The sequence below is a fragment of the Haladaptatus sp. R4 genome (genome assembly GCF_001625445.1).
Lineage (GTDB): Archaea > Halobacteriota > Halobacteria > Halobacteriales > Haladaptataceae > Haladaptatus.
The window spans coordinates 194,321-220,337 of the sequence record NZ_LWHG01000030.1; the positions used below are offsets into that span (position 1 = coordinate 194,321).

The window sequence follows — 26,017 nt, forward strand, 5'->3', positions numbered from 1 at the left end:
GGGCACCCTCAATGAGTTTCTTGCTCCCCGATACGTCCTTTTTGCGTTGAACGGCTTTCCGTCGAACGAGTGGTTAAATGCTTCGTGGAGTGTCCAAAATGAATATACACTCACACAAAACCAATCGGATAGTCTCGCTAATACCATAAGAATCATCGACTACTGCTCCATGAGAGAACAGCTCGAAGGAAAGAATGTCGTGAGCGACTCCTATGTTACAGGTCGATAAGGTACTGTACCCACTAAAAATCACGTTGGGGTTCTCAACGAGGAATTTTCCCATACATAAATATCGGTGTGATATCAGTACTTAGGTTCATATTCCATTTCCATGGCAATCGGGAGATGATCGGATCTATATTCACCTTCTTGAATCGGAAGCGTCCAATATGATTTAACAGCGCCAATATCTCCAATGAATATATAATCGATTCGTTCTTTAGGTTCGTCTGTAAATCCATGGTAAGTCCCCTCTGTCCCGTACACCGAGTCGATTTCTGCTTTCCGCCGTGAATCGATCAGCGCATTAGCTGATGTGCTTGTAGTATCAATTAACAGACGATACGGGTCTTGACTAGGCTCGGAGTTGAAGTCCCCAGTGATAATGACATCTGTACCACTTTCTGTACGATTATATGCTTGTTCTCGGATGAGTTTTACCGACTCCATTCGTGCTTCTTCCCCAACATGTGATAAGTGTGTGTTACAGAACCATATTTGTCTTTTTGTATGTTGATGACATAAACTGACCCAAGTCGCTACCCGGGGAAAATCGGCGTCCCACCCAATACTTGGTTTTGTTGGTGTTTCTGAAAGCCAAAATTCTCCTGTTTCGATCATTTCAAAGTCGGTATGGCGCCATCCGATCGGGACGAATTCACCTTCTCGGTGTCCATCTTTTCGCCCGACACCGTACCACTCATACTCGTCACTCAGTTCACGGAGATCATCGAATTGATGTGGTAGTGCCTCTTGTATTCCCAGTAAATCAGGCGCAATACTTTCGATCGTCTGAAAAACCTGATCTCTCCGTTTGTCCCATGAATATTCGTCGTCCGGATTGTCATAACGAATGTTAAACGAACATGCTCTGAGGGTAGATGATCGCCCCTCAAAAGAAGGTGGTTGCTGACTACGATCTGCTTGTTTGTGGTGTTTGAATTTGTCCATTATCACTTCATGCTCTTCCTGAAAAGCAATCCGTCAATGATTATTCATGCATGAGTTATATACTTTTGGTGAGAATGATCGATGAAGAGAAGTAAGTGGTGATTTATCATCGCCACACTATTTACTAGAGTTAGCCATTTTCAATATCGGATAATTTGTCACAGCGCCAAATAGAGTACAAGACAAATACCAGTAATATGACAAGAATGGTAATGTTTGCGAGGGTAAGGTAATACGACCCTGTATCTGGAGAAACTATCAGGAAGGAATATATGGATAGTAAGATTAGGACAATTATTATATTAAGCGCGATTTTTATCGCGGGGCCGGTAGCACAAACAACTTTCCAAAACTTCTCCATCATCGTCTAAAGCAACTCTTTGTGCTAATAATGCTTAATACCTATCTTGGTAAATGAGTTGCAGACTTTCGATTGGCACAAGACAAATATATAACTCGGATCTTTCAACTACAGATCATTCTCTATCTTTTCACTTCCCCAATAGGGATGGTTTTCTCTATATGCTCTAAAGCAGCTGACCCCGTGGTCCAGATCGTTTCCTCCTCCAAGCGATGGTGTTTCGTGTTTACATATCTCCCTAGCCTGAGGGCATCTCGTATGGAAACGACAGCCACCAGGAGGATTTACCGGATCGGGGATATCTATACCTTCTATCGGAGGGTCACCGCTTTCAGTATCAATATCCAAGTCGGTCGTCGACCACATCAGGACTTTTGTATATGGGTGTTGCGGATTTTTAATGATTTCTTCCGCCGGTCCGATCTCCACGATTTCACCGAGATACATAACTCCGATCCGACCACCACTCTTCCCGGCGAAATATCTGGCATTTGATAGATTGTGTGAAATAAAGAGATACGATGTGTCGAAGAGATCCTGTAGGTCCAACATCAAATCCATCATCTCGACACGCAGCGAGACGTCCAACGCGCTTACTGCTTCGTCAGCTAAAATGACATCTGGATTCAGCAACATTGCCCGAATAAGAGCAACTCGTTGTTTTTCACCTCCGCTAAGTTGATGAGGATATCGTTGAGCGTAATCCTCCGGTGGAGCCATTCCCACATACTCCAGCATACTCAAAACGCGGGCTTGCCGATCCTCTTGGCCCATATTTGATTTCCATCGTTTCAACGGTGCTTCAAGACTTGCCTTTATCTTACGATTCGGATTGAGAGAACTACCCGGATCTTGGTGAACCATCTGTAGGTTTCGACGAATCTCTTCGTAAGCAATGGTGGTATCCCCGACATCGTCTTTGATATCCCAAACATCTTGACCACGGTACGTGATCGATCCGTTTGTCGGTCGCTGGGCAGCAATGGCGGTCTTCCCGAGCGTTGTTTTTCCGCATCCACTTTCCCCGACTAATGCGACTACATCGTTTTCATATATGTCGAGGTTGATGCCATCGACAGCATGGACCTCGTCTGGATCGGCAAACAGACTTTGGAATAGACCCTGTTTTTGTTCAAAATAGACTTCTACATCCTGCATCGAAACAACGTGGTTCTCTGATTGTTCCCCTTCGTAGTTCGATATCTCTTCGGCTCGATCACCCTCATACGCTAATGGGATCTCACTTTCTGCTTCTTCCCAGTGGAAACACGCTGCTTGATGTTCGTCTGTAACTGTGTCGAATGAAGGTGCCATATCAGTACACTGGGCGTCTGCCAATGGACACCGAGGGTGATACGAACAACCTCTTGGTACATTCACTGGATCTGGGGCAGACCCCTCAATGGGACTCATTTCTGACAATGGAATCTCTAGATTCGGTACTGCACGGAGGAGTGCACGGGTATATGGATGCGATGGATGTCTAATTAGTTCATCAGCGGAACCGATTTCGACCAGCTCGAATGCATACATGACCGCTAACCTGTCGGCTAATCCAGCGACAAGCGGTAAATCGTGGGTGATGAAAATCACCGTTAGATCGTATTTCTGTTGGAGATTTTCGATTAATTGAAGTATCGATCTTTGCATCAGCAAATCCAATGCTGCAGTTGGCTCATCCATAACTAGTACGCTTGGTTCAAGAACCAGGCTGAGCGCGATAAGAACACGTTGTTTCATGCCACCACTGAGCTCGTGAGGATAGCAATCCAACACCCGATCCGGCTGAAGATAAAGATCGGACAGTAACTCATGAGCATTGTCCATTCCCTTTTCAATATTATAATCGTGTGCTCTCATTGTTTCCTCGAAATGAGTTCGAATGGATATCGTCGGGTTGAACGAACTTTGAGCCCCTTGGAAAACCATAGCAATTTCTTCCCACCGAAGTCTTTTGAGTTGGTTTTCAGTCAGATCGAGAATATCGATAGTATCCCCTTCTTCTGGATGGTAAGTTATACTACCGGACAGCTCTCCTGGTTTTACGACGGCATCCAGAAGAGCTGATGCTAACATCGATTTTCCACTACCGCTTTCACCGACGATCCCGATAATTTCGTCACGATAAATATCGAGATCGACATCGTGAAGAACGCGTGATTCTCCCCTATCCATATCGAAGCTAACATTTGCGCCCCTCATTTCCATGATAACGCTTTCATCGTTTCGAGGGCTCTCAATCAGTGACGAGTCGTTTTGACTTTGCGAGGTGATGTTGTAATTCGACATTTGTTTATTCTGATTTAATTTTTGATTTGTGATTCGGTGGTGATTCTACTTTCACCGTCTTCTTCGAACTGTTCGGTATTAACTGTCATATGGCGAGCCCTCACACGAGGGTTGAATATCCTATCAGTACCTTGTGCAAATAGTATCAACCCGAGAGATAATAGAATAATCGTAATCATAGGAACCAACAACCAGTGGATGATGTTGATACTATAAAGTGCTCCTCCGGTACTGTAGGCCAAATTCAACATTACTCCCCAATTGCGGTTAGTAAACGGTAATATCCCGAGGAAATACAATGCAACGGAGCTGAATATTACCCCACGTGCCGAATTCACGAAATTCACGGTAATATATGGCATCAACCCTGGTACAATATCCTTTAAAATGATTGTTGGAGTGGAGATTCCCATCAATCTAGAGGCTTCTACAAACGACTCATTCCGCAGTGTTAGTACTTGAGAACGGATCGCTCGTGCGAGTCCTGCCCATGCATTGATCGTGAGAATAATTCCTACCATCCATGGTTCCTTCGGATTGAGAATCACAGCGATTACAATAACTAACGGAAGCCCCGGAATTGTGATTAGAATGTCTGTTATCGTCATCAAAATCCGATCGATGTTTCCTCCCTTGTATCCCGAGAGCGCTCCGACAATAGTAGCCAATACTGTTGTGAATAAAGCACCAGCTGTAATCATCTCGAGCATCGCTGGGGTTGCATGAATTGTCCTCGCTAGAAGGTCATCTCCAAGATTGTCAGTCCCAAGGGGGTGTGCAAAATTCTGGAACGGTTTTATTAGCTGGGCCCCATCACCTGGTTGTGTTGGAGGTACCAACATGACGCCCACAGTTCCCATGAGAATATAAAATAGAATAATTATCGATCCAACCCGAGCTCGTCGATCACTCCAAATGATCTGAATAGGAGCAATTACCCATTCTTGTATTGTTGATCGATATCGTTCTCCACGAGTCATCGTATCTGGAGACAATTGCTCGAACGGCAAGTCAGACGCGTCCGCATTCCCACCATCTGTCCTCTTTTCAGTAGGACTCACGGTTGCCACCTCCTGTACCAGCACGCGGATCAACTTTCTCATACGTCATATCTGCGATGAATATACCCAGAACGACAGCAATCGTGATGATCAAGAATGCACCTAACATGAGCGAATAATCGCGTGAATCAATTGCTGCATACATATAATATCCTACTCCTTGATATTTGAATATCTGTTCCAGAATAACCGATCCACCAAACATGAATCCGATCGAGATCATCAAGCCGGTGTACATCGGGAGTATTGCATTTCGACCAACGTATCGGAGTGCGATCTGCCGTGTCGAAAGCCCGCGTAGTCGAGCAACTCTGAGATAGTCTTCACCGAGAATGCGTATACTATTCCCACGCATTGAGAGAGCTTGCACCCCGAAGCCAGTCAGTACGAGAGAGAATATTGGAAGTGCTGCATGAAAGAGTGCACTTTGAAAGAACGGGAGAGTTCCGGGTGCCACATCCGACGAGACTCGACCGCCGGTTGGAAACCACGATAGCTGATATCCAAGAACGTATACTAATACTACGGCTGCAATGTAGTATGGTATTGAATTGAACAGAGTTGATATCATGGTTGCAACGCTGTCAAATCTACTACCCTCAAGATAGCCCATTACTGCTCCAAGACTAATCCCGATGGTAAACGTCAGGAGTAACGAAATTGCCATGATAAAAACGGTCCAAGGTAACGCTGCCGCGATTATACTTGAGACACTCTCTCCGTTGTAAAAGATCGACTTACCGAGATTCCCGGTAAGTAGAGACGACATGTAATCCACATATTGTATATAAATTGGTTTCTGAGGTTGCACATTGGTGTAAACTTCGACTAACCTGTTCACCTGGGACATGCTCATACTGCCACTTCGGGATTGCATCATCTTCGCCCGTATGGAATCCATCGGTCCACCCGGTAATAATCGAATCAATCCAAATGACAGTGTGCAAACAATGAATACCGTAAAGATCGCTTGCGCAGCTCGTTCCACAATGTGTCTAGTCATATCTTACCAATATAATGTACGTATATTGTATTTATGCATTTCCTAAAAAAATATTATATAAATTAATTTTAAATAAAGATATCTATGATTCAACTTTTATTTGGGAGAAATAGCACCAGTCTTCACAGCCCAAAAGGCAGGGAATCGAACACCCATTACGTCTTCATCGTTAGACGGGACATCCCAGTCTTTTTCGTTTATCCACGCTTGGTCCATCCTTTCAGACATCTGCAACTTCGGCAAAGTAATGTTATAGATCCAAGCAAGCTGACCAAGCAGCTTTTGCTGTTTTTCCTTACTCGTCGTTTCAGACAACTCAATTACCATCTTTGACGGCTTGACTTTCTTTTCACCATTTGGATTTTCTGGAGGCCATGGGACCGTGACTTGATCGGGGAGGTTTCGCCATTCAACCATATCTTGACTGACAAACGCACTCCTGTAATCGAAGAATGGATACGACTCGTTCCATTCTCCCCAGCTATCCCCCTGCAATCTGAAATCACTGTTTCGGATTTGCTTACTGAGGCTTACTCCTTCTATCGTCTTCAGCTCCGCCTGTATTCCAAACGATTTCAATTGGGGAACGATAGTCTGGACACCACTAACGTAATCACTCAATCCAGAATCAACTTTGATTGGTGCCTTGAGCGGTTTTCCATCTCCACGCACCCACTTGTTTCCTTCTTTGCTATACCCCGCTTCTTGAAGCAGCTTCGTCGCTTTCTCTTCGTTTGTTTCATACTTATTTAACGAATCGACGACGCTACTTGGTAGGTACTTCTTTGTGGCGAAAGGTGACGTCCCAGTGGGGACCTTGATTGGTTTTCTCGTTCGTGGACCGACGTTGTTCGCAACTGTTTTTCGATCGATGATGTGTGCGAGTGCTTGTCGAACCTTCCGCTTGCCAAAGTCCTCATCATCATGATTGAACACCAATGCAAAATCGGCATATTGGGTGAAATTGACTTCACGGATTGAATCTGGTAAGCTTTTATAAACGTCTGGTGGAACGTAAGTGCTTCCGTATCCATCTATATTTCCAGAAGAGAGAGACGCCCAGCGGTCCTGGTTGCCACTTGCGTATTTAAATTCATAATTTTTTACACTGATGTCATCTGCCCACGGATGATCCTTGTAGACACTCAGTTCAAATTTGCTGTTAGTTGTCTTGTCTACCTTATATGGGCCATTTCCGGTTGGTTTCTCACGAGCGTAATTGAGTAGGTTAGCTATCGCCTTGTCGCGCTCGTCTCCTTCTGAAGCGTTTTCGATTTTATTCAGATATTCTTTAAATACGTATGCAGGTGCATGGACCCGAGTTGGGAGGATATACCGTTTGATAACAGTAGGGTTGAGCTCACCAATAAGTTTGAATTGAACGGTAGAGTCATCCTTGGCAGTGACTGCATCGAGATAATTCCAAACCAGATCCCCCTCATATTTGGCGAGACGATACTGGACTACAACATCGTTTGCAGTGACTTGGTCACCATTGTGCCAGGTCTGTTTTCGTAAGGAAACCGTCATCATATCTCCATTGACGGTCCATTTTTTTGCTAGTGCAGGCTCGAACCCCTTTGTGTTATCATTGAACTCCGCAAACGAATCATAAACAATATTCACTAACGAAACCGGCCAATTTGAGAGATTGTATGGGTTCCACTGGGCGTCCGTTGGTACCGTCCAATTTGCGTTTGTGAACACAGCCCCTTTCGAGCCACCACCACCATTTGATCCACTTGGGCTTGCTGGGTCCGATTGACTGCATCCTGCGATACTAGTGGCGATACCTGCAGCACTGCCTGCTAGTATTTTCCGCCTCGTCACTAATGTTGATTTGCTCTGTCGTTCTGGTCCGACCATGATTAATGTACATACTTATCATATATATACGTTTGCCACTAAAAATTAATATTATCTAAATTATTATTTATAGCATTGAGATGAAATAGATCTGTCCGGTGGCGATTCTGTTGAATAGATCAAACAATAACGCTTCAATCGGACCTATTTGCTGCCCACCGTGTAGCATTAGTAAGTATTTGCTGGATAGTTGGGTCGTGGTAGATCCGGAATTCCTCGTGACCAGGTCGGAAATAGAATCCACGACCTGCTCCAAACGTAAACGTAACGCCTGACCGAAACTCACCACCATCTTCAAAGCTACTCTCGAAAATGACTTGATCGGGTTCAGGGATATCGTAGGGCTCTCCGAACATTTCTACCTTCGGTAACGAGAAGTCGTCTATCCCGGTTGCTATCGGGTGTGATGGCGAAACAACCTCAATTTCTTCCTTCTCTTGCTCGTTTCGAACAGCACCAAGATCGCCAGACGTGCCAATTAAGCGTTTATACGGTTTTGCGTAGTGACCAGAGTGGAGGCCGATATAGCCGGCCCCTTTCTCACGTACGCACTGCTCAACTCGATTAACCGTCTTTTCAGAAACGTCATCGTGACGTAGATGGCCCCACCAAAGAATTACATCGCACCAATCTAGTAAATCGTTACTAACTCCCTGTTCATCGTCGTTTATAGAAATCGCCTTCGCTACGATGTCACGATTTTCATTGAGGTGTTCAGCGATGGTTGTATTGACATCGTTTGGGTAAACATCGAGTGGAGTAGTTCCTTCAGACCAGACTGCCGCGTGGATGGATTGTCGTTTCATAACACAACTCTATGGCTATCTCGTATTAACTTAATTGTTCGCCTCTAAATATATTATTTAAAAAACTTTTAATATGATTTTAGATATTTAATCCGTTCTTGAACTGATTCCTATCTCTTCTCTCTCTTTTTCATCCCACGGAAGGGAAGCAGCGTCGACCGTCTCGCCAATCGTACTCGATATGAACGCAGCTTCGGTTAAACGCGTGACTCGAAGACCAAACTGACCGGGCACTGCCGGGGAGGAACCGGATAAGATTGCATCAGAGAACGAATTGAATTTCTTTGCTGTGAGGGTTTTATAATCCGGATCTTCGAACGAAGTTACGTAGTCGTTCCCTCGTTCGGTAACGAGCAAATTGCCATCGTTATACTCGATATGTCCATCAGTCCCCCAGATAGTAATCTGCTCTTCAAAGGAGCTGCCGTCTCCTGAGACACCAATACTCGCAATGATTTGCTGTCCATTGTTTGTCCGTAGTTGGGCGGAAACTGCGCTATTGACGTCTACATCTTGGTCCCAATTATCGGTAACAGCTGTTACTGCTCGTGGAGATGTATCAGTAGTCCAAAGGAGGACATCGAGCAAGTGTGAGCCTGAATCTATCAGTTGACCACCACCAGAGAGTGCAGGGTTGGTTCTCCATGTACCGCCAATCGATTTTATCCAATTTTGGGCCAAGTAGCAAGCGACCATGTGTACCTTTCCTATTCGACCAGAGTCAATCACACGTCGAATTTCTTGATATGCCGGATGGAAATGGCGTTGATAACCGATTTGAAGTACTAAGTTATTCTCATCAGCATATCTATTCAACGCCACTGCCTGTTTAGTCGAGATGACCATCGGCTTTTCTAAGTGGACATGAAGCCCTCTCTCGAGACATGCCATCGCCTGTTCAAAATGCAGTGAGTGCGGAGTGACTATGTTGATCGCATCAAGCTCGGATTCGTGTTCGTCAAGTAACTCGTGGTAGTCTTCGTATGCTGGGACTCCGAAATCGTTCTCAAATTTTTTGCGGCTACTTTCATCAATATCCGCACCACCGACGAGCTGGATATCGTTGAGTTCGGTGCAGACTTGGCTTTGTAGATGGCCTAATCCACCGATACCTATCGCGCCTAGTTTGACAGCCATGCATATAGCGAACCATACGGAGATAAAAACATACCGATTATAATTGAAATAAGATACAAACTTAAATTAATATATTAAATACATAACTATATTAATTACCAATAAAGTCAAATTTGTAGTTTGTCCCTGCTATTCTATTGGATTGTCCTGCCTTCACCCGGATGACTACGTCTCGTAGCGGTTGATTCTTAACGATTGGATGTGAGAAATTCGAGTTCACCGAACGAGGGGCGTGTGTATTACAATACTATGTCTGTAATTCTCCCGGCACAGTGCTAAAACTGTCATCATCTGTTTAACAAAAGGGTTTATATAGTGTCTAGGGAAATAAAGCGATATGCTCGACGGCGATCTCAAATCACTTCTAACACGGTTTGGATTACAGAATAAAGAGATTGATGTATACTTAGTGTTAATAGATGAAGGACCGACGACAGTAAATGAGATATCATGCCGTGCAGATGTCTCTAGAAGACACGTTTATACGCTCGTAGAAAAATTAGAAGAGCGTGGATTTGTGAAGATAAATGACTATATTACCCCAACAGTCATTCAACCAACCCCCCCGGAGCAAATCTATGAAGATATCACCTCTACGGCAGATAGAATGCGCGACAAGCTGGAAGCCACCATCAATACAGAAGCTTCACCAGCCGATTCTTTCGAGGTTCTGAAATCGAGGAAAACGGTGATCAAGCGTATACGCCAGATCTTACAGAACGCAGAGGGACAGGTGATAGTTACCATCCCTGCAACACTAATCTCTACGTTGTCCGACTCTCTCAAAGCTGCCGTTAACAGAGGTGTGTTTGTACTACTGTTAATCTTTAAAACCGGAGATAAACAGATTGATCTATCTAACATTGAGTTAGATCCACTTGCTCACATCGTACGCGTACGTGAAGTCGAAATTCCGGTAATAGTCTCTGTAGACCACTCGTGTGCTCTTGTTGCACCACGTGGGGTAATTACACAACCGAATCATCACGTCCATGCAGTTCGACTGGGACAATCATATATCGAACCGATAATTTCAAAATCCATCTTGAATACCGATTGGAATCTTGGGAACGAAGTGTTTGTGAAGACTGCATGTGAGCTCCCTCAGACGTTTTGGAATCTAAAACATGCCGTTTTTCAGGCGTCTTTACACTCTCAAGCGGGGACATCGCTGAAAGCAATTATCGAAGCTCATCGAGTTGGAGAAAGTGGAGACAAGTCGCAGATCGTCGGACAAATAGTTGATATTGAGCAACGTATCGTTAATCCCTTCACTACATCCGATATCGGAAAATGTACTTTTAGGATCAATCTTGAAGACGGTGACATAGTAAGCATTGGTGGCCCAGATGCATATCTGGAGGATTACGGTGCATATAAAATCACCCTGGATTCAATCTAATGAATTAATATTACACAGTTCTAATTTGGGTGAGCTAGAACGGTTTACAACATCTGGAAGAACGCGAGTCATGTCTGTAATTGATGGCCCCAATACAGTTTGGAAACGATCAGGAACGTGTGGATCGAATTCCTATTTCCGAGCTTCGACAGCGGCAGACTGTTTATTTATACTCCGGATTTCTTGCATCGTTTCGGGATCAAACTTCGGTTCGCGATCGTAGGTGAGTAGACCGTTAACTTCTTGTTCGATATCATAGAGTTGAGTGTAGCAGAATAAGCCAATCCCCTCGTTTTCGAGAAGTGCCTCAGTGAGGCCACGGTATCGATCTAGAAAGTCGTCAATGCTTTCAGGACGATTCCCATATCCCCAACCTTCCTCGTTATCGGGATTCCACCAGATACCGCCATACTCGCTAACAAAACTCAATTCGTTCGCATATTCTTTATCTCCATAATCGACCTGGAGTTCGTTGCCCTCTGCGATGCACTCATACCGCTCACGAAATTGGTCCACGTCCTGAGTGTAATCATGGATATCGAGTAGATCAGTCTCTACATGGATGTAACCACTCGTATCGATCACCGGTCGCGTTGGATCGATTGCCTTCGTAGTACGGTACACTGTGCGAAGTAAGTCGTTGTTCTGATCAGGTGGTGTTTCATTGAATGGTGTCCAGCCAACGAGTGACGGGTGGTTATAGTCTCGTTCAAGGACTTCGATCCACTCTTGCAGAAACGGACTAAGATTCGATGGATCCGTGTGGTCTAATCCCCAGTTAGCGTGCTCTCCCCATACAAGGTAGCCCAACCGATCTGCATGGTATAGAAACCGAGGCTCGAATACCTTCTCGTGGAGCCGTGCTCCATCAAAACCAAGGTCTTTTGCAAGATTTATATCGGTTATGAGCGCATCGTCGGACGGTGCTGTATAGAGACCATCCCGATAGTATCCTTGGTCAAGGACTAATCTTTGAAATCGAGGCTCGCCATTAAGGTGTACGACTCCGTCCTTCACATTGACGGAACGTAGCCCAGTATAGCTTTCAACTTCGTCCACCACCTTTCCATTACGACAAAGTTGGAGTGTGAGATCGTATAGATTCGGAGATTCTGGAGTCCATAAATGAATCTCATCCAGGTTAATTGAACATCGACTCGTCGTTCCTTCGATAGCCATCGAACTTCTACCAACAACTTTGTCTCCAAAGGTTGTCTCAATCTCTAACTCCAATCCCCGATTCTCACCGGAAATTGAGACTGTCGCATATATTTCCCCAGTAGTAGAGTTTGTATCGAGCTGTAGATCATCGATGTATGTATCGGGCACTGATTCCAACCAGGTGGATTGCCAGATTCCAGTGATCCGAGTATAGTTAGGTCCTTCAGATTCATATTGACGGCTCTGTTTACCAGCTGGTTGATTTCCTGATCGTACATCATCTTCGGCACAGACAGTGATCACATTTCGTCCAACTTTGACGTAGTCAGTAATGTCGAACGTAAACGGTGTGTAACCGCCACGATGTGTTCCCACAGATTCACCGTTTATCCAGACCTCAGTTTCGTAGTCCACAGCACCGAAGTGAAGATGTAGACGACTATCGAGATCAGCCTCAGTGATTTCAATCTCACGTCGATACCAGACTGCCTGCATAAAATCACAGTAGTTGATCCCAGAGAGTTTACTCTCCGGTGGGAACGGGACGGTGATCGTTCGTTCGAGGGAATCGGCTGTTGGAAGTCCACGGGATCGTCCCGAGTTACCATGATCGATCTCGAATTCCCACTCGCCATTTATTGTTCTCCAATTATCACGTCGAAGTTGTGGACGCGGATACTCCGTTCTTGGAACTGTATCGGATGACATCTTCAGTTGGATTAGTACCGGAGACGGTCTAAACTTATCGGACCATTAGGATCTAATACGTACTCAAAATACAGATTTGACGCTTTGACACTGACCTACTAGGCTAATAATATATTAATTCTATAAAAAAATTAATATGATTTAATCACTTATATGGTTTGGAGCTCAGCAAATGGACCGCAATCAGTCATACGACAGTACAGAGAACAGCTTCGAATTTAACCGACGTCAATTCATGTGGGGAGTCAGCGCATCATCAGCGCTTGGAATATCCGGCATTGCGTCTGGTACTGCGACAAGTGAAAACGGTCATCCCATGTACAAGGGGATCACATGGCCGAAGAACCAAGCTCTACCCAAGTTTCGGAAGGCGAAATACCTGGATGTTCTTGACATCCGTGAAGTGGAGTTTAGCCATCTATTTCTCACTACATTACAAGGAGTAGTGAATCGAAAACGACCCCGTATATACATCATTACTGACTTTGAAGAAGGACCACATACTTGGATTAGCGAGTTCGATGTCGATTATACTGTTCACAACACCGAAAGTGAGATCCAGTCCGTTATCGACGACTATATTGACGAGATCAGAACAGTGATCGTGTATGATCCAGATGTTCCTGCATCCGTTAATGTGGGTACCACGATCGCAGGGGTAGAAGACGGGGTTGTCACCGATCATAAACTAGGGATGGAGTTGATCAATAAGTACGATCATCTCGATCTACGGGATCTCCGTGGAAAGTTCGATGATGCACAGACTGCGTATCAATGGCAACTGGATGAATATTGGTCAGAGACAAGTGATCGGCATATCGTTGGTTTATCTGGTGGTGATGATGTACCAGTCGAGGAGATCCCAAGTGAACGTCAAGACTATTATGATGTAGTCTTGGCTGAAAGCAACCAAATACGAGACAGTTCGAACCACGATGTGTATGAAGTTGATCTTTCTTCGTATCTCGGTAGTAACGCTTTCTACCTCCGATTCGATGATGCGTTCGAGGATGATGGTTGGGGCCCAGGAGTGTACAGCATTCGTGTAGAAACGCATACTGGTAATACTGTCGCCGACTTCCAGCCTACTACTGATGATGAAGATCAATATCTATATGATCCAAACAATTCGAAAGTAAAAGAAAATTTGAAATTAAGATTCGCAGACATGGGTGCCTACTTTATCTATAAATTTCAGACGCCCACTGAGGCGACGGGATTGACCGCCTACATAGAAATGGAAAATCAGTTTGAAGTTGCAGCAACGACTACCACGCCCCCCGATCCATCCGAGACTGTGTTCAAGCCATTCTCGAAATTCCGCGATTATGCGGTTGCAACACGGGCCTTGACGCTGTGGCCTAATGGGGATATACAGGATCTGTTTGGGACGGTTCTCGATAGATTGGAACCAAACAGTCCCTACCTTGGGTGGTTCGGTAGTGATTTCGAGGGAGAAGTAAGTGGCGTCGAGCAGTGTTCACAGAATTCAGTCTATGTTGGGGCAACCGATTATTTTGACAATATGACTGTCTTCTCCGGTGTGAACGCAAACGTTGGCTGTCGGCATTATCATTGGGGAGCTGATTGTCCTCAGCTGGAGAACAAGGTGTATGTTACTCTTACGTATACCGAAGGAGACAACCTACAATATAATCAACATCGAATGCGATACCTCTGGGATGATGACGCTCGTGGTGAAATACCGATAAATTGGTCAACATCACCACAATTAGCGGACGCAGCTCCGTCGATCCTGTCACACTACCAGCGCACCGCAACTGAAAACGACCACTTGACCTGTGGTCCATCCGGTCTTGGATATATGTATCCACGTCCGTGGCCAGATGAAACGCTGGAGGAATTCACGAAACAGACAGCACGCTATATGCGACGGACTGATCTCAATACCATATATATGTTGGATCGTGAAAGTGGCGAGAACGTGTCCCTAAGTGCCGAAACCATCAACCAATATGCGGAAGATATCAATCCAAAAGGGGTCACGCTCAATTTCGGCGGTGAAGTTCCAGCGGAGACCGACATCCTTAATGATCGACTTGCCCGAGCTGCCGGTCCCCTCGTTAGCGATGCAGATCGGCTTGTCGACGTAATCGAATCGGAAACACCCGACGACTGGAACGGGGAATCACCAGTCTTCATCGCCATCGGTCTCCTTGCGTGGAACCTGACTCCCACCGAAGTCGTGGAAGGGCTTGAAGATCTTGGGTCCGAATACGAGATCGTAACTAGCGACGATTTCTTCGATTTGGTCTGGGAGGAAGGTGATCAGTGAAATAAAGATCAGTGTCGGTTGACGACTACAGCTTAACGAGAATTGTTTTGATATCGAAGGGATCAAACGGCAGATCGACGGTACCCGGATTCGAGAGGGACAGGTTCGATTTTTCATCCTCGATAAGATTCATCGTCGATGCTGCCTGCACCGGAAAGTCAAATTCGAGTGTGGCCTCGGTCTGTCTTCCCCAGGCTTCGTAGAGACGGATGACGAGTGCATCATCATAGTCTTCCGCCCGTTTGATCGACTCGATGACTACACCCTCGCCATTTATTTCAATCGGTGCGTGCTCGGTACGCTCTTTGACCGGGCGAATAAAAGATGGGACATTTATCTCATAGCCTGTTTCGACGACAGAGCCTTCTTGAAGGGATCCACTGTGCGGATAGAGGGAGTATTGGAATTGATGATGACCGCGATCCGCTTCGGGATCAGGTGAATTCGGTGCACGTAATAGTGACAACCCGATATCCGCGTCATCGACGTGAACACCATACTTGCAATCATTCATTACCGATACGCCATACTCATGCTCTGAAACATCGACCCAGTATTGATGTGGCTCTTCGAAAACCGCCTCGTCCCATGACGTATTTTCGTGCGTCTCCCGTTCGATGTGGCCAAATTGAATATCATAGGTTGCAGTGTTCGTATGGACGTTTATCGGGAAATGGACCTTCAACAATCGTTCCTCCTCATGCCAATCGACGTCCGTTTGGAAATCAATCCGTCCTTCCCCCCGTTCCAGCGAAATGTCTTGGATTAGGGTAGACTCCTCGAACTCTCGTTTCTGTCGAATCGTCGCTTTGACAGGCCCAGATTCGATGATGTCCGTTTCGACTGGGGGACTCAATTCGTCACCGACGGCAGTTACGTCCTGGTCGATATCCCATGCATCCCAGGCTTCGGGATGGTCTCGATAACTCACAAACCGATTACCCGGCTTGGATAATATCTCTCGACTCGCCTGTTTATCGTAGCAGGTAATTGTGCCATCATCGTTCAGGTCAACACGTAGCTGGGCATTCTCGATATGCGATGAGGAAACCGTCAACGGATCATTCTCAAATGCTGGTTCTCCTTCGATGATTTCGATCGTTGTCGTCCCGAGTGCGGGAACCTCATTCGTTCGAACGAATAGGGCATTCGAGCCCGATTCTGAACGTTGAATTGGTAATGGGACCCCATCGTTCGAAATAGCAACTAAATTCTCCTCCAAGTCATCCGGGAGCATTTCCGGATCTATCTCTACAACCATATCCCGCGCCCAGGACAATGAGTTCGTGACACAGATGAGGTTTGATGATTCAGCGGTCGTTACAAGACTCCTCAAGGCGTCATCCGTCACCGATTTAGTCGTCTCGAATACGCGCTCATAATCCCGTTCAGCATCAGCGTATACCTCTGTAACAGATGACCCCGGGAGAATGTCGTGAAATTGGTTGAATAGTAATCTCTTCCAGGCCTGCTCCAAGTTGGTATGTTGGTATTCATACCCTTCATCGTAAGCGAGCGCAAGTGAAGACCAAAGTTCTGCTTCTCGGAGAGCGAACTCTCCTTTTCGGTTATTCCGTTTGGTTCGAGCTTGCGTCGTCAACGTTCCTCGATGCATTTCGAGATATAATTCGCCGACCCACGTTGGGAGATCGTCAGTTGATGCAGAGAGTCTATCGAAATAACCTTGTAACGACCCAAAAGAGACGTCGGGAAGCGATCCTATTTCGTTGATGATTTCCCGGTTCTCAATCATCTCTCGTGTCGGCCCACCACCACCGTCACCCCAACCAAAGAGATACGCGGTTTCCTCGACGATATCGTTTTCATCGTTTTCGAGGACGGAATCTCGAATCTGTTTAACGCTCATGTCCCCATTGTAGGTATCTGCTGGTGGAAAATGGCTGAGAACCGATGAGCCACCGATTCCTTCCCATTTGAAAGAGGTGTATGGGATATCATTGACGTTGTTCCAGCTCAATTTTTGGGTGAAGAAGTAGGGACAATCGGCGGCACGAGCGATTTCTGGAAGCGACCCACTGTAACCAAACACATCTGGAATGAACGTGATCTGTGGGTCAATATCGAATTTGTCACGGAAATACCGTTTCCCGAGCAAATATTGTCTCGCCAATGCTTCACCACCGGCGAGATTGATATCTGATTCAACCCAAAGTGCGCCTGTTGGCTGCCAAGTCCCCGTATCGATCTGTGACTCTATTCTTTCAAAAATTGACGGATACCGATTGCGGACGAATTCATACAGATGTGGTTGTGACTGAAGGAACGTAAATTCAGGATACTCCTCCATCAACTTCAGCACGTTCGAAAACGATCGTGCCCCTTTTCGAGTTGTCTCGGACCAAGGCCAGAGCCAAGCAAGGTCAATATGTGCATGACCTACCGCGGTGATATCATATCCAGTTAGGTCCGATCGCAAATCTGCTTTTAGCTCGTCAAGAATGCTGAGCGCGTTGGAAGCTGTTCGTTCATATGATGCTTCGTCGCCAGCATCAAATGCGAACGCATGGCTGGCCTCGACAAGCCCACGAGTGATCTTATTCCAGTTCGGCGATTCTTCGGGTATCTCCTTGCGGAGATCGTTGAGTAGGTTGTAATTTCGGGCGAGTAGTTTGACTTTCTTGCGCTCTGCATATATGTGGGCAGTATCGAGAACGAATTCTTCGACATCGAGAAGCCCCCACAATGTTGTAGTCCCTGCTTCGATCAGAAGGTCAAACGATTCGTCACCTTCTGCCGAGTCCGTCAAACGTAATTCATCGTGTCCATCATCGAACGCCTTCCATGGTTCTCCATTCCGGTAACAGAGTGCCTCCAATCGAGGAAGTTGCTCTGCCTCTGTAGGCTGTTTAAGTGGTTCAACTCGAAATTTGAGGCTAACTGGGTGATCCCTCATCGATTCTGGAATGGTAAACTGCAAACGGAACCAGACGTTATCTCCGAGTGCAAGCCGATCGGGAAGCAAATCACCCGTGAGAAGATCAGTTTCCGCATCCCGACGGTCATTTGACGTCGTATTTCGGTTGCGATGCCATCGAAAGCCAATTTCACATGGTGAAAACTCGGAGAATGAGAGAGTAGATGGTTCTCTGAACTCAGCAGTCTTGTAGTATGATATGCTGTCGACGGGATCTGACTCCAGTATTGCCACATCTTGGAGCCAGTTCGACGAATCATTAGCTCTCTTCGATCGCGTAACGTCTAGCATGCGTATCAAAATTCTATTCCAAGTATTAAATATTATGCGAGAAAATAATCAAAATGAGGGTGACAATTGGGCAAATAACTGATGCTTAAATTCTCCTCTGTTAAGGATAGAGCGCCTCGATCCGTAGGTTGACAATCATAAATATTTTGATCCAACAGCAACGACGTATCGCTGGGTGGATTCTGTGTCATTGGTTGAGTCTCGGATCGGTGTTCTATAGGCGACCCCTTTCTTCCAGTTCTAAACCGTGTGGCCTGGAAGACCGGTCGACACAGATGGCCAGCACCAACCAATTCTCATGGAAATTCAGTTTCAGTGATTTTCAACCTCTCTGTACGACCGTCATAGATATCATAACGGGAAAATTCAAGAGTCGATCATCGATTTCCCGATCGATGCAGAAATCGTCTTCAGCCACAGTAGCGATTTCAGCGACAGTCATCTTCTGATCCTTGGCCATCTCCCGAAAGATATCATCACCATTCACGACCGAGAATCCACACTCATCAGCCAGCATTTCAGAGAGCGTTGATGTGCCAGAGGCTGGTGGCCTGGAGAGTATGACAAGAAATTGCTGTCCCATGTCTTTGTTGTGCTACACTGGGAGTTGTCTTTTTGGGGTCAATTACCTGAACATCTCTTTGACCCCAATACAAGTGTATATTAGCTAAGAATACATATTCAAATTTAATGGCTATTCATGGTACCCGAGCTCTCAGGATTTTTGTCTACACAACAATCGGCATTGCTGCTATCGGTAGCAGTCTAGTGATAAGTGATCGACTACTCGGCACTACCTATTGGCCGAATACTGCCGAGTATGGACGGAATCTCTTCATCTTTGCACTCATGACCTATTTACTGGCTCCTGATCGCGATATCACGGAACGATGGGAATTGATTGTCATTGTCTCGCTCTCAACTAGTGTCTGGGTGATGGTGATTGCAGCTTACACAGCTCCAGAGGGTATCCTAATAGTCTTATCGTTCATACTGATTCTTCTTGGAGTCGTGGTTGGCGCCCACGGGAAATACCGACAGTGGGCAAATCCCCCAGCCCAGCATTAGCGGACAGCAGTGGACACTCGGAAAAGGCACAATCCAAGTAGTCCGCCCAGTGTCTCAAGAACAGCGGCAACTACGGCCCCAACAATAATCGTCCACAGAATACGGAATGTAAGACCTAGCATTTCACCACCAATTCCCATGCCAGCGAGATGGATACCGAATCCTGCTGCGAGCGCTAAGGTGAATAGCCACACCCGACGGAGACTCTGATCCTGGACGGCAAGCACTGCACAGTCAGTGAGCAGTCCGACTGCAAGATATTCTAACCGAAGAAATTGGAATACGGGCAAGTCAAACCGTTTTACCACAACAAGAAACCCAGCAGAACACACAAACAACCCTAAAGTGATCAATACAGTTTGTAATCGCGTTCGTTGATCAGTTAATGATGATGTCAAAACACTCACAATCAGCATTACAAATCTCATCAATATTTCGACTACCAATTGGGGATTGATTCTTAGTGAAATGATGATTCTGAGTATTCTCCAATGATTCTCATCTTCTTCCTTTATGACTGCCTCATAATAAGTTTCATTGACCTCTCATTATAGTCACCCTATCACTTCTAGAGCCATTCTCTCTAAGCAGAGTTCAAGCGATCGTAGCTATGCTTAACGGGCTTGAGTTTGCTCACTCGTCATCAACAGTGATATAGACATTCTACCCAGCAGATCGGCTACATCTAATCCGTACTAACCCCGATATATCCCGGTCAGAATATAGAACGTAGAATCATCAGAATGCTACGGATGTCGCCCGACAGACCGGCCGATGCCAGCCAGTCGAGACAATTAACTAGAAAACCTCGATTGGCTCATCAAACTCGAGGTGAAAGGCAGTCTTTGCTCCTCGTTTTGTGAGGAAGATTAGAGCGAATCGTTGTGCTGGTCGGCTGGATCCTGTTGCTCATCGACAGCATCCGTAAACAGATCCTCATCCAACCCCTCTTCGAATTCGTTACCATTGTCTTGGGCCGAAATCGCCAGTGTGAGCAGCTCTTCGACCGCTTGTTCTTGATTGAGAAAATCACCTTGTTCGACAAGCCGATCAATATCACTCTCGATGCGGTCAGGCAAGGCGACCTCAAGTGTGACCATAGACACAATCCGTTCTCGAGATAGTTAACTCTCGGGCTAGTTTCTCGATGTGTAGTAGTATCATTTATCCAGTTTTGCTGTTTCCTACTCTTTCCTCGGAACAATCTTCGAAATGCATGAAAATGAATCACCCACTGACTGTGAAGCTGCCGAGACGGCACAGCAACGCGCACAATGAGAACTCTTCCGCTTCAATGTTGAATCTTCGATTTGACCAGAATTCCCATATTGGGCGATCAGACCAACTTCTGAGAGGGATTTTGTCTATCTACTCCAGTGAAATTGTTCGATCGGCCCATTCTCGGAGAATCTTGACAGCCTCACGTTCGCAACGCGAGACTGGATCGTCTGTCCCGAGTTCATTGCTCTCAAAAGCGTTCATCACTACGCATTCTGCGTCTGTACAATAGGTCGTGAACTTTTGAAGATCAGATTTCGCGTGCTGAAGCGGTATGGTGGAATCATTGATAAATACTGCTCGGGGTTGGGGAGCCTCATCGAGAATTCGTTCCGCTCGCTCGGCGTTATCGCCGGCGAGTGCGACCATCTCCTCTTCAGTCTTGCCTTCCGATCGCGGGGCATGCGCATCGAGGACACCGTACCATACTCGATCAGGAATCGTCGTAAAGCGGTCGAGCCTGCCGCCGAGCACCCATCCGTCGCGTTCGACCTCGGGTGCGAACTCTATGACGACTACGCCCTCGGTACCCTTCTGTTCGATCCAAGCATCGAGCGCTTGGGCGGTGAGACGGGTCTTCCCAGTCTGAGAAGGGCCGACAATCAGGGTCGAACCGGAGAGTGGGAACGGCAGGTCGGTCATCTGATGGCTGTCTCTTCACGGGCATATTTTCCAAGGAGGACGAGAGTCGCGATCCCGAGGATGACGGCAAACGCTAGGACGATCCCCGACGCCGAATCGATGCCGCCTGCAATCTGTTCGCGAACGAAGTTCACTGCAAGCGCCCCCGAAACGAGAAGTAAGGCGAGCCCCCCACTGTTGGCGAGCGTCGAGTTCGACTCTGGCACTGCCTTGGAGTTCAGGAGATAAAGGACGATGGCGAGAGCAAACGGCGTTCCAACTGTTCCAAGCGCAAGGACGAGCACGAGCTGGCCGATAACTTCCCCACCGATGATGGCACCGGGAGCAGACAGCAGCGCGAATGCGGCGAGGAGTGTCCGGTACCGTGAGTCTTCGACCGTCGTGTTCCAGCCGAGTTTATCAGCGACGAGGAACGGTAGGACGATTGTATTTCCTCCGAGTGTTGAGACTGCCGCACCACCAAGCCCAAGAAGGAAAAGCCACTTGGCGCTCGATCCGACAAGCGGGCCGAGAGCCTGTGCCGCGCTCACGGTCGTCAGGTTGGGGTCGGTGAGCACACTGGCAGTAACGAGGAAGATCGCAACGCTGTAAATGCCAAACGCGACGAGCATCGAGGCGACGATATCGAAGGTTGCGAGGCTGTACTCACGGTCAGTCCACCCACGAGCGTGCATTGTGTAGGAATGCATCGTGATCAGCGTGATGTGAACCGAACCGCCGAGGATGCCCGCAGCCACAACCGCACTGCCGGAGGGAAGTGATGGAGAAAGTCCCTGAACGGCACTCCCTGGGTCGATCGGAACGACGGAAAGGGATGCGACGAATGCGAGGACGACCGCGGTAACGAGGATCTTCGCAAAAAATTCAATGAAACGATACCCTCGCCCGGCGAGACCGATGGCCAGAACCAGCGCCCAGATACCCCCCCATATTCTGGCGTCGATTCCCGTTATCGTCGACGAGACTGAAGCGACCGTCTTCATGATCACGAGCTGTGCGACGCCAGCTACAATCACCACATCGATGACGAGAATCCAGGCCCACCACTCCCCGAGATACTCCTCGACGATGCCCACAATTCCCCGCTCGGTGAGGAGTCCCAACCGCATTGCGAGATACTGCGCTAGTGCACCTGCGACCGCAGAGAGAATCACGACCCAAAGCAGGGCGTAGTTGAAGCGTGCACCCGCAGTGAGTAGACTCGCCATCGTCGCCGGCCCTGCGGCGATCGCCCCGGCAACCCACGATGGGCCCATCTCACGGAGGTAGTCGCGGACTGCTCTGCCCTCCGCGGTGGTCACAGTAGTCGGTGTTTCGTTCATACCTTGGTGGTATTACCGGAGAATAAAATACATACCGACTCTATGGACCGAGCAGGTCAATTGTCTCGGGGTGAGATCCCAAGCTGTTCACCCCCACTCTAACTGACGGATATCTCTAGTAATCACGACTACCTCGTAGCAAAATACGAGGAGAACGCCGAGAAGACTTCCCCAGAGAACGATCGCGAAAACCATCAGACCCATGACTGCCATTACTTACTCACCTCTACGTCAATGTCTGTGTCCACCGGCAAACCACCGTCGGTTGCCGGTTCATCGAATCTGCGAATCTCGTGGGAGAGTCGAGCTAAGTCGAATTTTTCGCTCGAAAATCGTGCGATAATCAACGTTAGCACGGTCGAGATGAGAAACGCGCCGGCGAAGGGAATCAAATACGTCGTGTCAGCCGCTGGGAGAGCATCTCCGAGCAATGAATCCAATACCTCGTGGAGGCCGAACGGGAAGGGGAAGTAAGCGCTCCCGGCCGCGAGTCCGGCGAGACTGCTCAGGAGGGCTCCCGTACCCGAGAGATGGCCACTAAACAGGCCGTAGACGAGCGGGAAGCCTACGGCGGCACCGAGGAGGTCGGCAACGAAAAAGAGGCGAAGGACACTCTGAGCGCGAAGGCTCACCGCGATTGCGGCGACCGCAATGACCACGGTAAACGCCCGCCCACTGAATCGTAGGGTTCGGTCGTCCGGGTTTTCGAGCAACCGCGGGAGATCGGCTGTCACGAGGCTCGACAACGCATTGAACAGCGTGTCGGCAGTGCTCATCACTAACAAGAGCGCTAGCAAGAAGACGCTGAGGACGACCCACTCTGAGACGGTGCCCTCGAGCAGAACGAAAAAGTCAATTCCAGCGTTATAATTCTCACTGCCGAATTGAGTGACGACATCGGCATTACCGACTGCGACGACACCGAGGAGCGTGGCCAAGAGGAGAACTAGGCCGTTAGCGATGGTCGCGGTGCGGAACCCTCGCTCAACCGTGTCGGATCCGCTGGCGGCGTAAATACGCTGCCACCACGTTTGATTGATGAGTTCCGCACCGAGGATCGCGAAAACCAGTGCAGCGCCGAACCTGATCCCTGGAACGAACCCGGGATCAAGGAGCGTGGAGTCAGCAGACACGATCCCCTCGTAAACGCCGTCGGTTCCGCCGAGTACGAGTACGATCGTGACGATGATCAGCCCGGAGGCCGCCGTAACCGGTGTACAGCAGGACAAATCCACCAACGAGAACCGCCGTCTGCCATTGAGGAACTCCCGCTACGTGGTGGAGCGCCAGCGAAATTCCGGTCAGCTCCGCGGCGAGGAACACGAACATATAAAGGACGCTAACGGCGATCACGAACGCGTACATCGCACCGCCGTACCGCACGTAGGCGTACTCAGTGAGCGAATGGCCTTCTGGAATCACCTCGCGGATCCACGGGCCGAGCTTTGAGTACGCGAGCATCGGAATGGCCTCACCGACCCCGTAACCCACCACGGCCGCGATTCCGTAGAGGGCGCCAGCTTCTGGGGCCGAAAGGAGAATCCAGACACCCATGGCCGAGGCGATGAGCGTGGCCGACGTTCGCCCTTCCCCAGTTGAATTGCGTGCAGTGATGAGATCCTCTACAGACTCGACCCTCCCATGTGAGAACCAAACCCCGATCCCGGTAAAGACCGCAAGCGTCGCGATCGTCAGTCCAAGCGCCACGGCAGAACTCACCATATCACTTCTCACCTCCTTCGACGTCCATCGCATCGTGGGGGTCGTATGCTGTCTCAAAAAAGGCGATCTCTAACGATACCGTTCGCCGGAAGAGTCGTTCGATCTGTCGCCGACGACGGGGTGAGGCGGCCTCGCCTTCTTGATTGAGTTCGTCGCGGAGCCACGACACGAAGCTCTCGAACCCCTCTCGTTGGCATGGAGGTCGATCCACTCCGCAAGGTAAAATCTTGAGGGCGATTCGCCTTCAACGGTATTGGCCCATTCCAAGTAGATCCACTCTGCGGGAAGGAGAACCGCGAGCGTCTCGGCATACCCGCCTTCCCTTGCGGCTCGCTCTAAGAGATCCTCGAACGCCTGAGTTTCGGGGGTTAATTCGGGATCAGTGTACTCAGCTTCTGGAACGTCGAGTGCCTCGAAGGAGCGCTCGAAGTAGTCGTTCTCGTCGGCGGTCAGTATCTCGAGAAAATCGACGAGTTGTGACTTCGATTCCATAGTCGGTGCGTCTCCAACGGTGTGTCCAAAGACCCCGACGAGCGTTCCGACGAAGGCGTAGTCCTATACTAGATACAGCTGGAAGACCTCATCGTCGAGGTCGTCGGTTCCGAGTTCGCGTGTGAACTGATGGGACGTCGCTTCCGACCATTCCGGTTGCGCACGTTCGCGAAGCCAGTCGGTGAATCCGGCCGTCTCATATACCTCCGCGTACTTCTCGAAGGTCTCGGGAACGCTGGCAACGTTGGTATCACGGCCAGTCATACCGACCATTCCTCCTGTCGCCAAGCGGCGTCCCAGAAGCGGTACTCGTAGCGAGCGGACGTTCGAAACAGGTTCCGAAAGCGCTCACACTCGACCTCGTTTTTATTCCTGGCCACATCGTCCATCAACTCCTTACACCACGTCGTGAGTTCCGTGAATTCATCGCCTGCGTATATCTCAATCCACGAAGCATACCGATCATCGTCCGGCAATCCTTTCTTTGCGAGTCGCTTTCCTGTCTCGTTGAAGCCCCACATACAGGGCAAGAGTGCAGCCACGAGATCACCGAACGTCCCCGTTGTCGCGATACGCACGAGGAAGTCGGTGTACGCCCTCGTAGTGGGTGATGGATCCGTAGTCTCCAGATCGCTCTCCGTGATATCGAACTCGGCCGCGTACTCGCGATGTAGATCCATCTCAGTGTTAATTGTCGAATCGAGGAGTTTGGCGAATGTACCCATCCATTCGAGATCAGGTGCCTTCGTCGCACCGTGGGCGAACACTCGTGCGTAGTCAATCAAGTAGATGTAATCTTGCCTGACCCAATACCTAAATGGCTCTTCATCAAGGGTTCCTGCCCCTAACTCCTCAACTATCGGATGCGCTACGATAGCATCCCAGATCGGTTCGGCCACTGTTTCGAGATCGCTGCTGAAGCTCATACCTAAATATGAGTGTTCCTCTCCAATATCATTTAGTAATATAATTGAGTGATTCGACGAGATCTCTTGATTTTTGAGACG

16 protein-coding genes and 2 pseudogenes are annotated in these 26,017 nt (G+C 48.0%); 2 read left to right on the forward strand and 16 right to left on the reverse strand.

Annotation, left to right across the window (positions count from 1 at the left end; translation table 11 throughout):
- Positions 1-303: 303 nt before the first annotated feature.
- From A4G99_RS24685 to A4G99_RS20515, 7 genes are all read right to left on the reverse strand, one after another.
- Positions 304-1,170 carry an endonuclease/exonuclease/phosphatase family protein gene (locus A4G99_RS24685; protein WP_082837967.1) on the reverse strand — a complete coding sequence of 289 codons (867 nt, stop codon included), beginning with the start codon at positions 1,168-1,170 and terminating at the stop codon, positions 304-306.
- A 469-nt stretch (positions 1,171-1,639) separates the two neighbouring features.
- Entirely contained in the window at positions 1,640-3,820 is a 2,181-nt protein-coding gene (locus tag A4G99_RS20490) for an ABC transporter ATP-binding protein (RefSeq protein WP_066147653.1), read from the reverse strand.
- 14 nt (positions 3,821-3,834) lie between these two features.
- Positions 3,835-4,881, reverse strand: coding sequence for an ABC transporter permease (locus A4G99_RS20495; RefSeq protein WP_190303833.1), 1,047 nt, complete (start codon positions 4,879-4,881; stop codon positions 3,835-3,837).
- Positions 4,868-5,884 (reverse strand): ABC transporter permease, encoded by a 1,017-nt coding sequence (locus A4G99_RS20500; protein WP_066147658.1) that lies wholly within the window; start codon positions 5,882-5,884, stop codon positions 4,868-4,870. The genes A4G99_RS20495 and A4G99_RS20500 overlap by 14 nt, the downstream gene beginning before the upstream one ends.
- 96 nt (positions 5,885-5,980) lie before the next feature.
- The gene (locus tag A4G99_RS20505) at positions 5,981-7,750 is read right to left on the reverse strand and encodes an ABC transporter substrate-binding protein (protein WP_082837969.1); all 1,770 of its coding nucleotides are present in this window, start codon (positions 7,748-7,750) and stop codon (positions 5,981-5,983) included.
- A 134-nt stretch (positions 7,751-7,884) separates the two neighbouring features.
- Positions 7,885-8,556, reverse strand: coding sequence for a ThuA domain-containing protein (locus A4G99_RS24690; RefSeq protein WP_082837970.1), 672 nt, complete (start codon positions 8,554-8,556; stop codon positions 7,885-7,887).
- Between the two features lie 87 nt (positions 8,557-8,643).
- Entirely contained in the window at positions 8,644-9,693 is a 1,050-nt protein-coding gene (locus tag A4G99_RS20515) for a Gfo/Idh/MocA family protein (protein WP_066147665.1), read from the reverse strand.
- 337 nt (positions 9,694-10,030) lie between these two features.
- Between A4G99_RS20515 and A4G99_RS20520 the strand changes: the two genes are divergently transcribed.
- Positions 10,031-11,095, forward strand: coding sequence for a TrmB family transcriptional regulator (locus A4G99_RS20520; protein ID WP_066147668.1), 1,065 nt, complete (start codon positions 10,031-10,033; stop codon positions 11,093-11,095).
- 132 nt (positions 11,096-11,227) lie between these two features.
- Here A4G99_RS20520 and A4G99_RS20525 read toward each other — a convergent pair whose 3' ends face one another.
- Positions 11,228-12,964, reverse strand: a complete 1,737-nt coding sequence (locus tag A4G99_RS20525; protein WP_066147671.1) for a glycoside hydrolase family 2 protein — start codon at positions 12,962-12,964, stop codon at positions 11,228-11,230.
- Positions 12,965-13,136: 172 nt separating this feature from the next.
- Here A4G99_RS20525 and A4G99_RS20530 point away from each other — a divergent pair, with 172 nt between their 5' ends.
- Positions 13,137-15,260, forward strand: a complete 2,124-nt coding sequence (locus A4G99_RS20530) for a GxGYxYP domain-containing protein (RefSeq protein ID WP_082837971.1) — start codon at positions 13,137-13,139, stop codon at positions 15,258-15,260.
- A 25-nt stretch (positions 15,261-15,285) separates the two neighbouring features.
- Here the strand turns inward: A4G99_RS20530 and A4G99_RS20535 are convergent, their stop codons facing one another.
- The 8 genes and pseudogenes from A4G99_RS20535 to tenA form a co-directional block, all read right to left on the reverse strand.
- Positions 15,286-18,486 (reverse strand): glycoside hydrolase family 38 C-terminal domain-containing protein, encoded by a 3,201-nt coding sequence (locus tag A4G99_RS20535; protein ID WP_082837972.1) that lies wholly within the window; start codon positions 18,484-18,486, stop codon positions 15,286-15,288.
- Positions 18,487-18,808: 322 nt separating this feature from the next.
- A complete protein-coding gene (locus tag A4G99_RS20545) occupies positions 18,809-19,069 on the reverse strand; it encodes an AAA family ATPase (protein ID WP_150123189.1) in 261 nt (86 codons plus the stop codon).
- Between the two features lie 1,354 nt (positions 19,070-20,423).
- Positions 20,424-20,654, reverse strand: coding sequence for a CopG family transcriptional regulator (locus tag A4G99_RS20560; RefSeq protein ID WP_066147690.1), 231 nt, complete (start codon positions 20,652-20,654; stop codon positions 20,424-20,426).
- Between the two features lie 268 nt (positions 20,655-20,922).
- Positions 20,923-21,474, reverse strand: coding sequence for a hypothetical protein (locus tag A4G99_RS20565; protein ID WP_066147695.1), 552 nt, complete (start codon positions 21,472-21,474; stop codon positions 20,923-20,925).
- On the reverse strand, positions 21,471-22,796 hold the full coding sequence (locus A4G99_RS20570; protein WP_066147698.1) for an NRAMP family divalent metal transporter: 1,326 nt from the start codon (positions 22,794-22,796) through the stop codon (positions 21,471-21,473). The genes A4G99_RS20565 and A4G99_RS20570 overlap by 4 nt, the downstream gene beginning before the upstream one ends.
- Before the next feature lie 212 nt (positions 22,797-23,008).
- Positions 23,009-24,518: pseudogene (locus A4G99_RS30005) on the reverse strand (sodium:proline symporter).
- A gap of 1 nt (position 24,519) precedes the next feature.
- A pseudogene (locus tag A4G99_RS30010) lies at positions 24,520-25,274 on the reverse strand (TenA family protein).
- Positions 25,271-25,936: a thiaminase II gene (tenA, locus tag A4G99_RS20585; RefSeq protein WP_066147701.1), complete on the reverse strand. Its 666-nt coding sequence runs from the start codon at positions 25,934-25,936 to the stop codon at positions 25,271-25,273. The pseudogene A4G99_RS30010 and the gene tenA overlap by 4 nt, the downstream one beginning before the upstream one ends.
- Between the last annotated feature and the right edge of the window lie 81 nt (positions 25,937-26,017).

Coding starts and splice junctions, on each gene's coding strand:
- tenA (WP_066147701.1), bottom strand. CDS start 25,936: ATGAGCTTCAGCAGCGATCTCGAAACAGTGGCCGAACCGATCTGGGAT.
- A4G99_RS24685 (WP_082837967.1), bottom strand. CDS start 1,170: ATGGACAAATTCAAACACCACAAACAAGCAGATCGTAGTCAGCAACCA.
- A4G99_RS20505 (WP_082837969.1), bottom strand. CDS start 7,750: ATGGTCGGACCAGAACGACAGAGCAAATCAACATTAGTGACGAGGCGG.
- A4G99_RS20520 (WP_066147668.1), top strand. CDS start 10,031: ATGCTCGACGGCGATCTCAAATCACTTCTAACACGGTTTGGATTACAG.
- A4G99_RS20565 (WP_066147695.1), bottom strand. CDS start 21,474: ATGACCGACCTGCCGTTCCCACTCTCCGGTTCGACCCTGATTGTCGGC.
- A4G99_RS20515 (WP_066147665.1), bottom strand. CDS start 9,693: ATGGCTGTCAAACTAGGCGCGATAGGTATCGGTGGATTAGGCCATCTA.
- A4G99_RS20490 (WP_066147653.1), bottom strand. CDS start 3,820: ATGTCGAATTACAACATCACCTCGCAAAGTCAAAACGACTCGTCACTG.
- A4G99_RS20535 (WP_082837972.1), bottom strand. CDS start 18,486: ATGCTAGACGTTACGCGATCGAAGAGAGCTAATGATTCGTCGAACTGG.
- A4G99_RS24690 (WP_082837970.1), bottom strand. CDS start 8,556: ATGAAACGACAATCCATCCACGCGGCAGTCTGGTCTGAAGGAACTACT.
- A4G99_RS20560 (WP_066147690.1), bottom strand. CDS start 20,654: ATGGTCACACTTGAGGTCGCCTTGCCTGACCGCATCGAGAGTGATATT.
- A4G99_RS20570 (WP_066147698.1), bottom strand. CDS start 22,796: ATGAACGAAACACCGACTACTGTGACCACCGCGGAGGGCAGAGCAGTC.
- A4G99_RS20500 (WP_066147658.1), bottom strand. CDS start 5,884: ATGACTAGACACATTGTGGAACGAGCTGCGCAAGCGATCTTTACGGTA.
- A4G99_RS20545 (WP_150123189.1), bottom strand. CDS start 19,069: ATGGGACAGCAATTTCTTGTCATACTCTCCAGGCCACCAGCCTCTGGC.
- A4G99_RS20530 (WP_082837971.1), top strand. CDS start 13,137: ATGGACCGCAATCAGTCATACGACAGTACAGAGAACAGCTTCGAATTT.
- A4G99_RS20525 (WP_066147671.1), bottom strand. CDS start 12,964: ATGTCATCCGATACAGTTCCAAGAACGGAGTATCCGCGTCCACAACTT.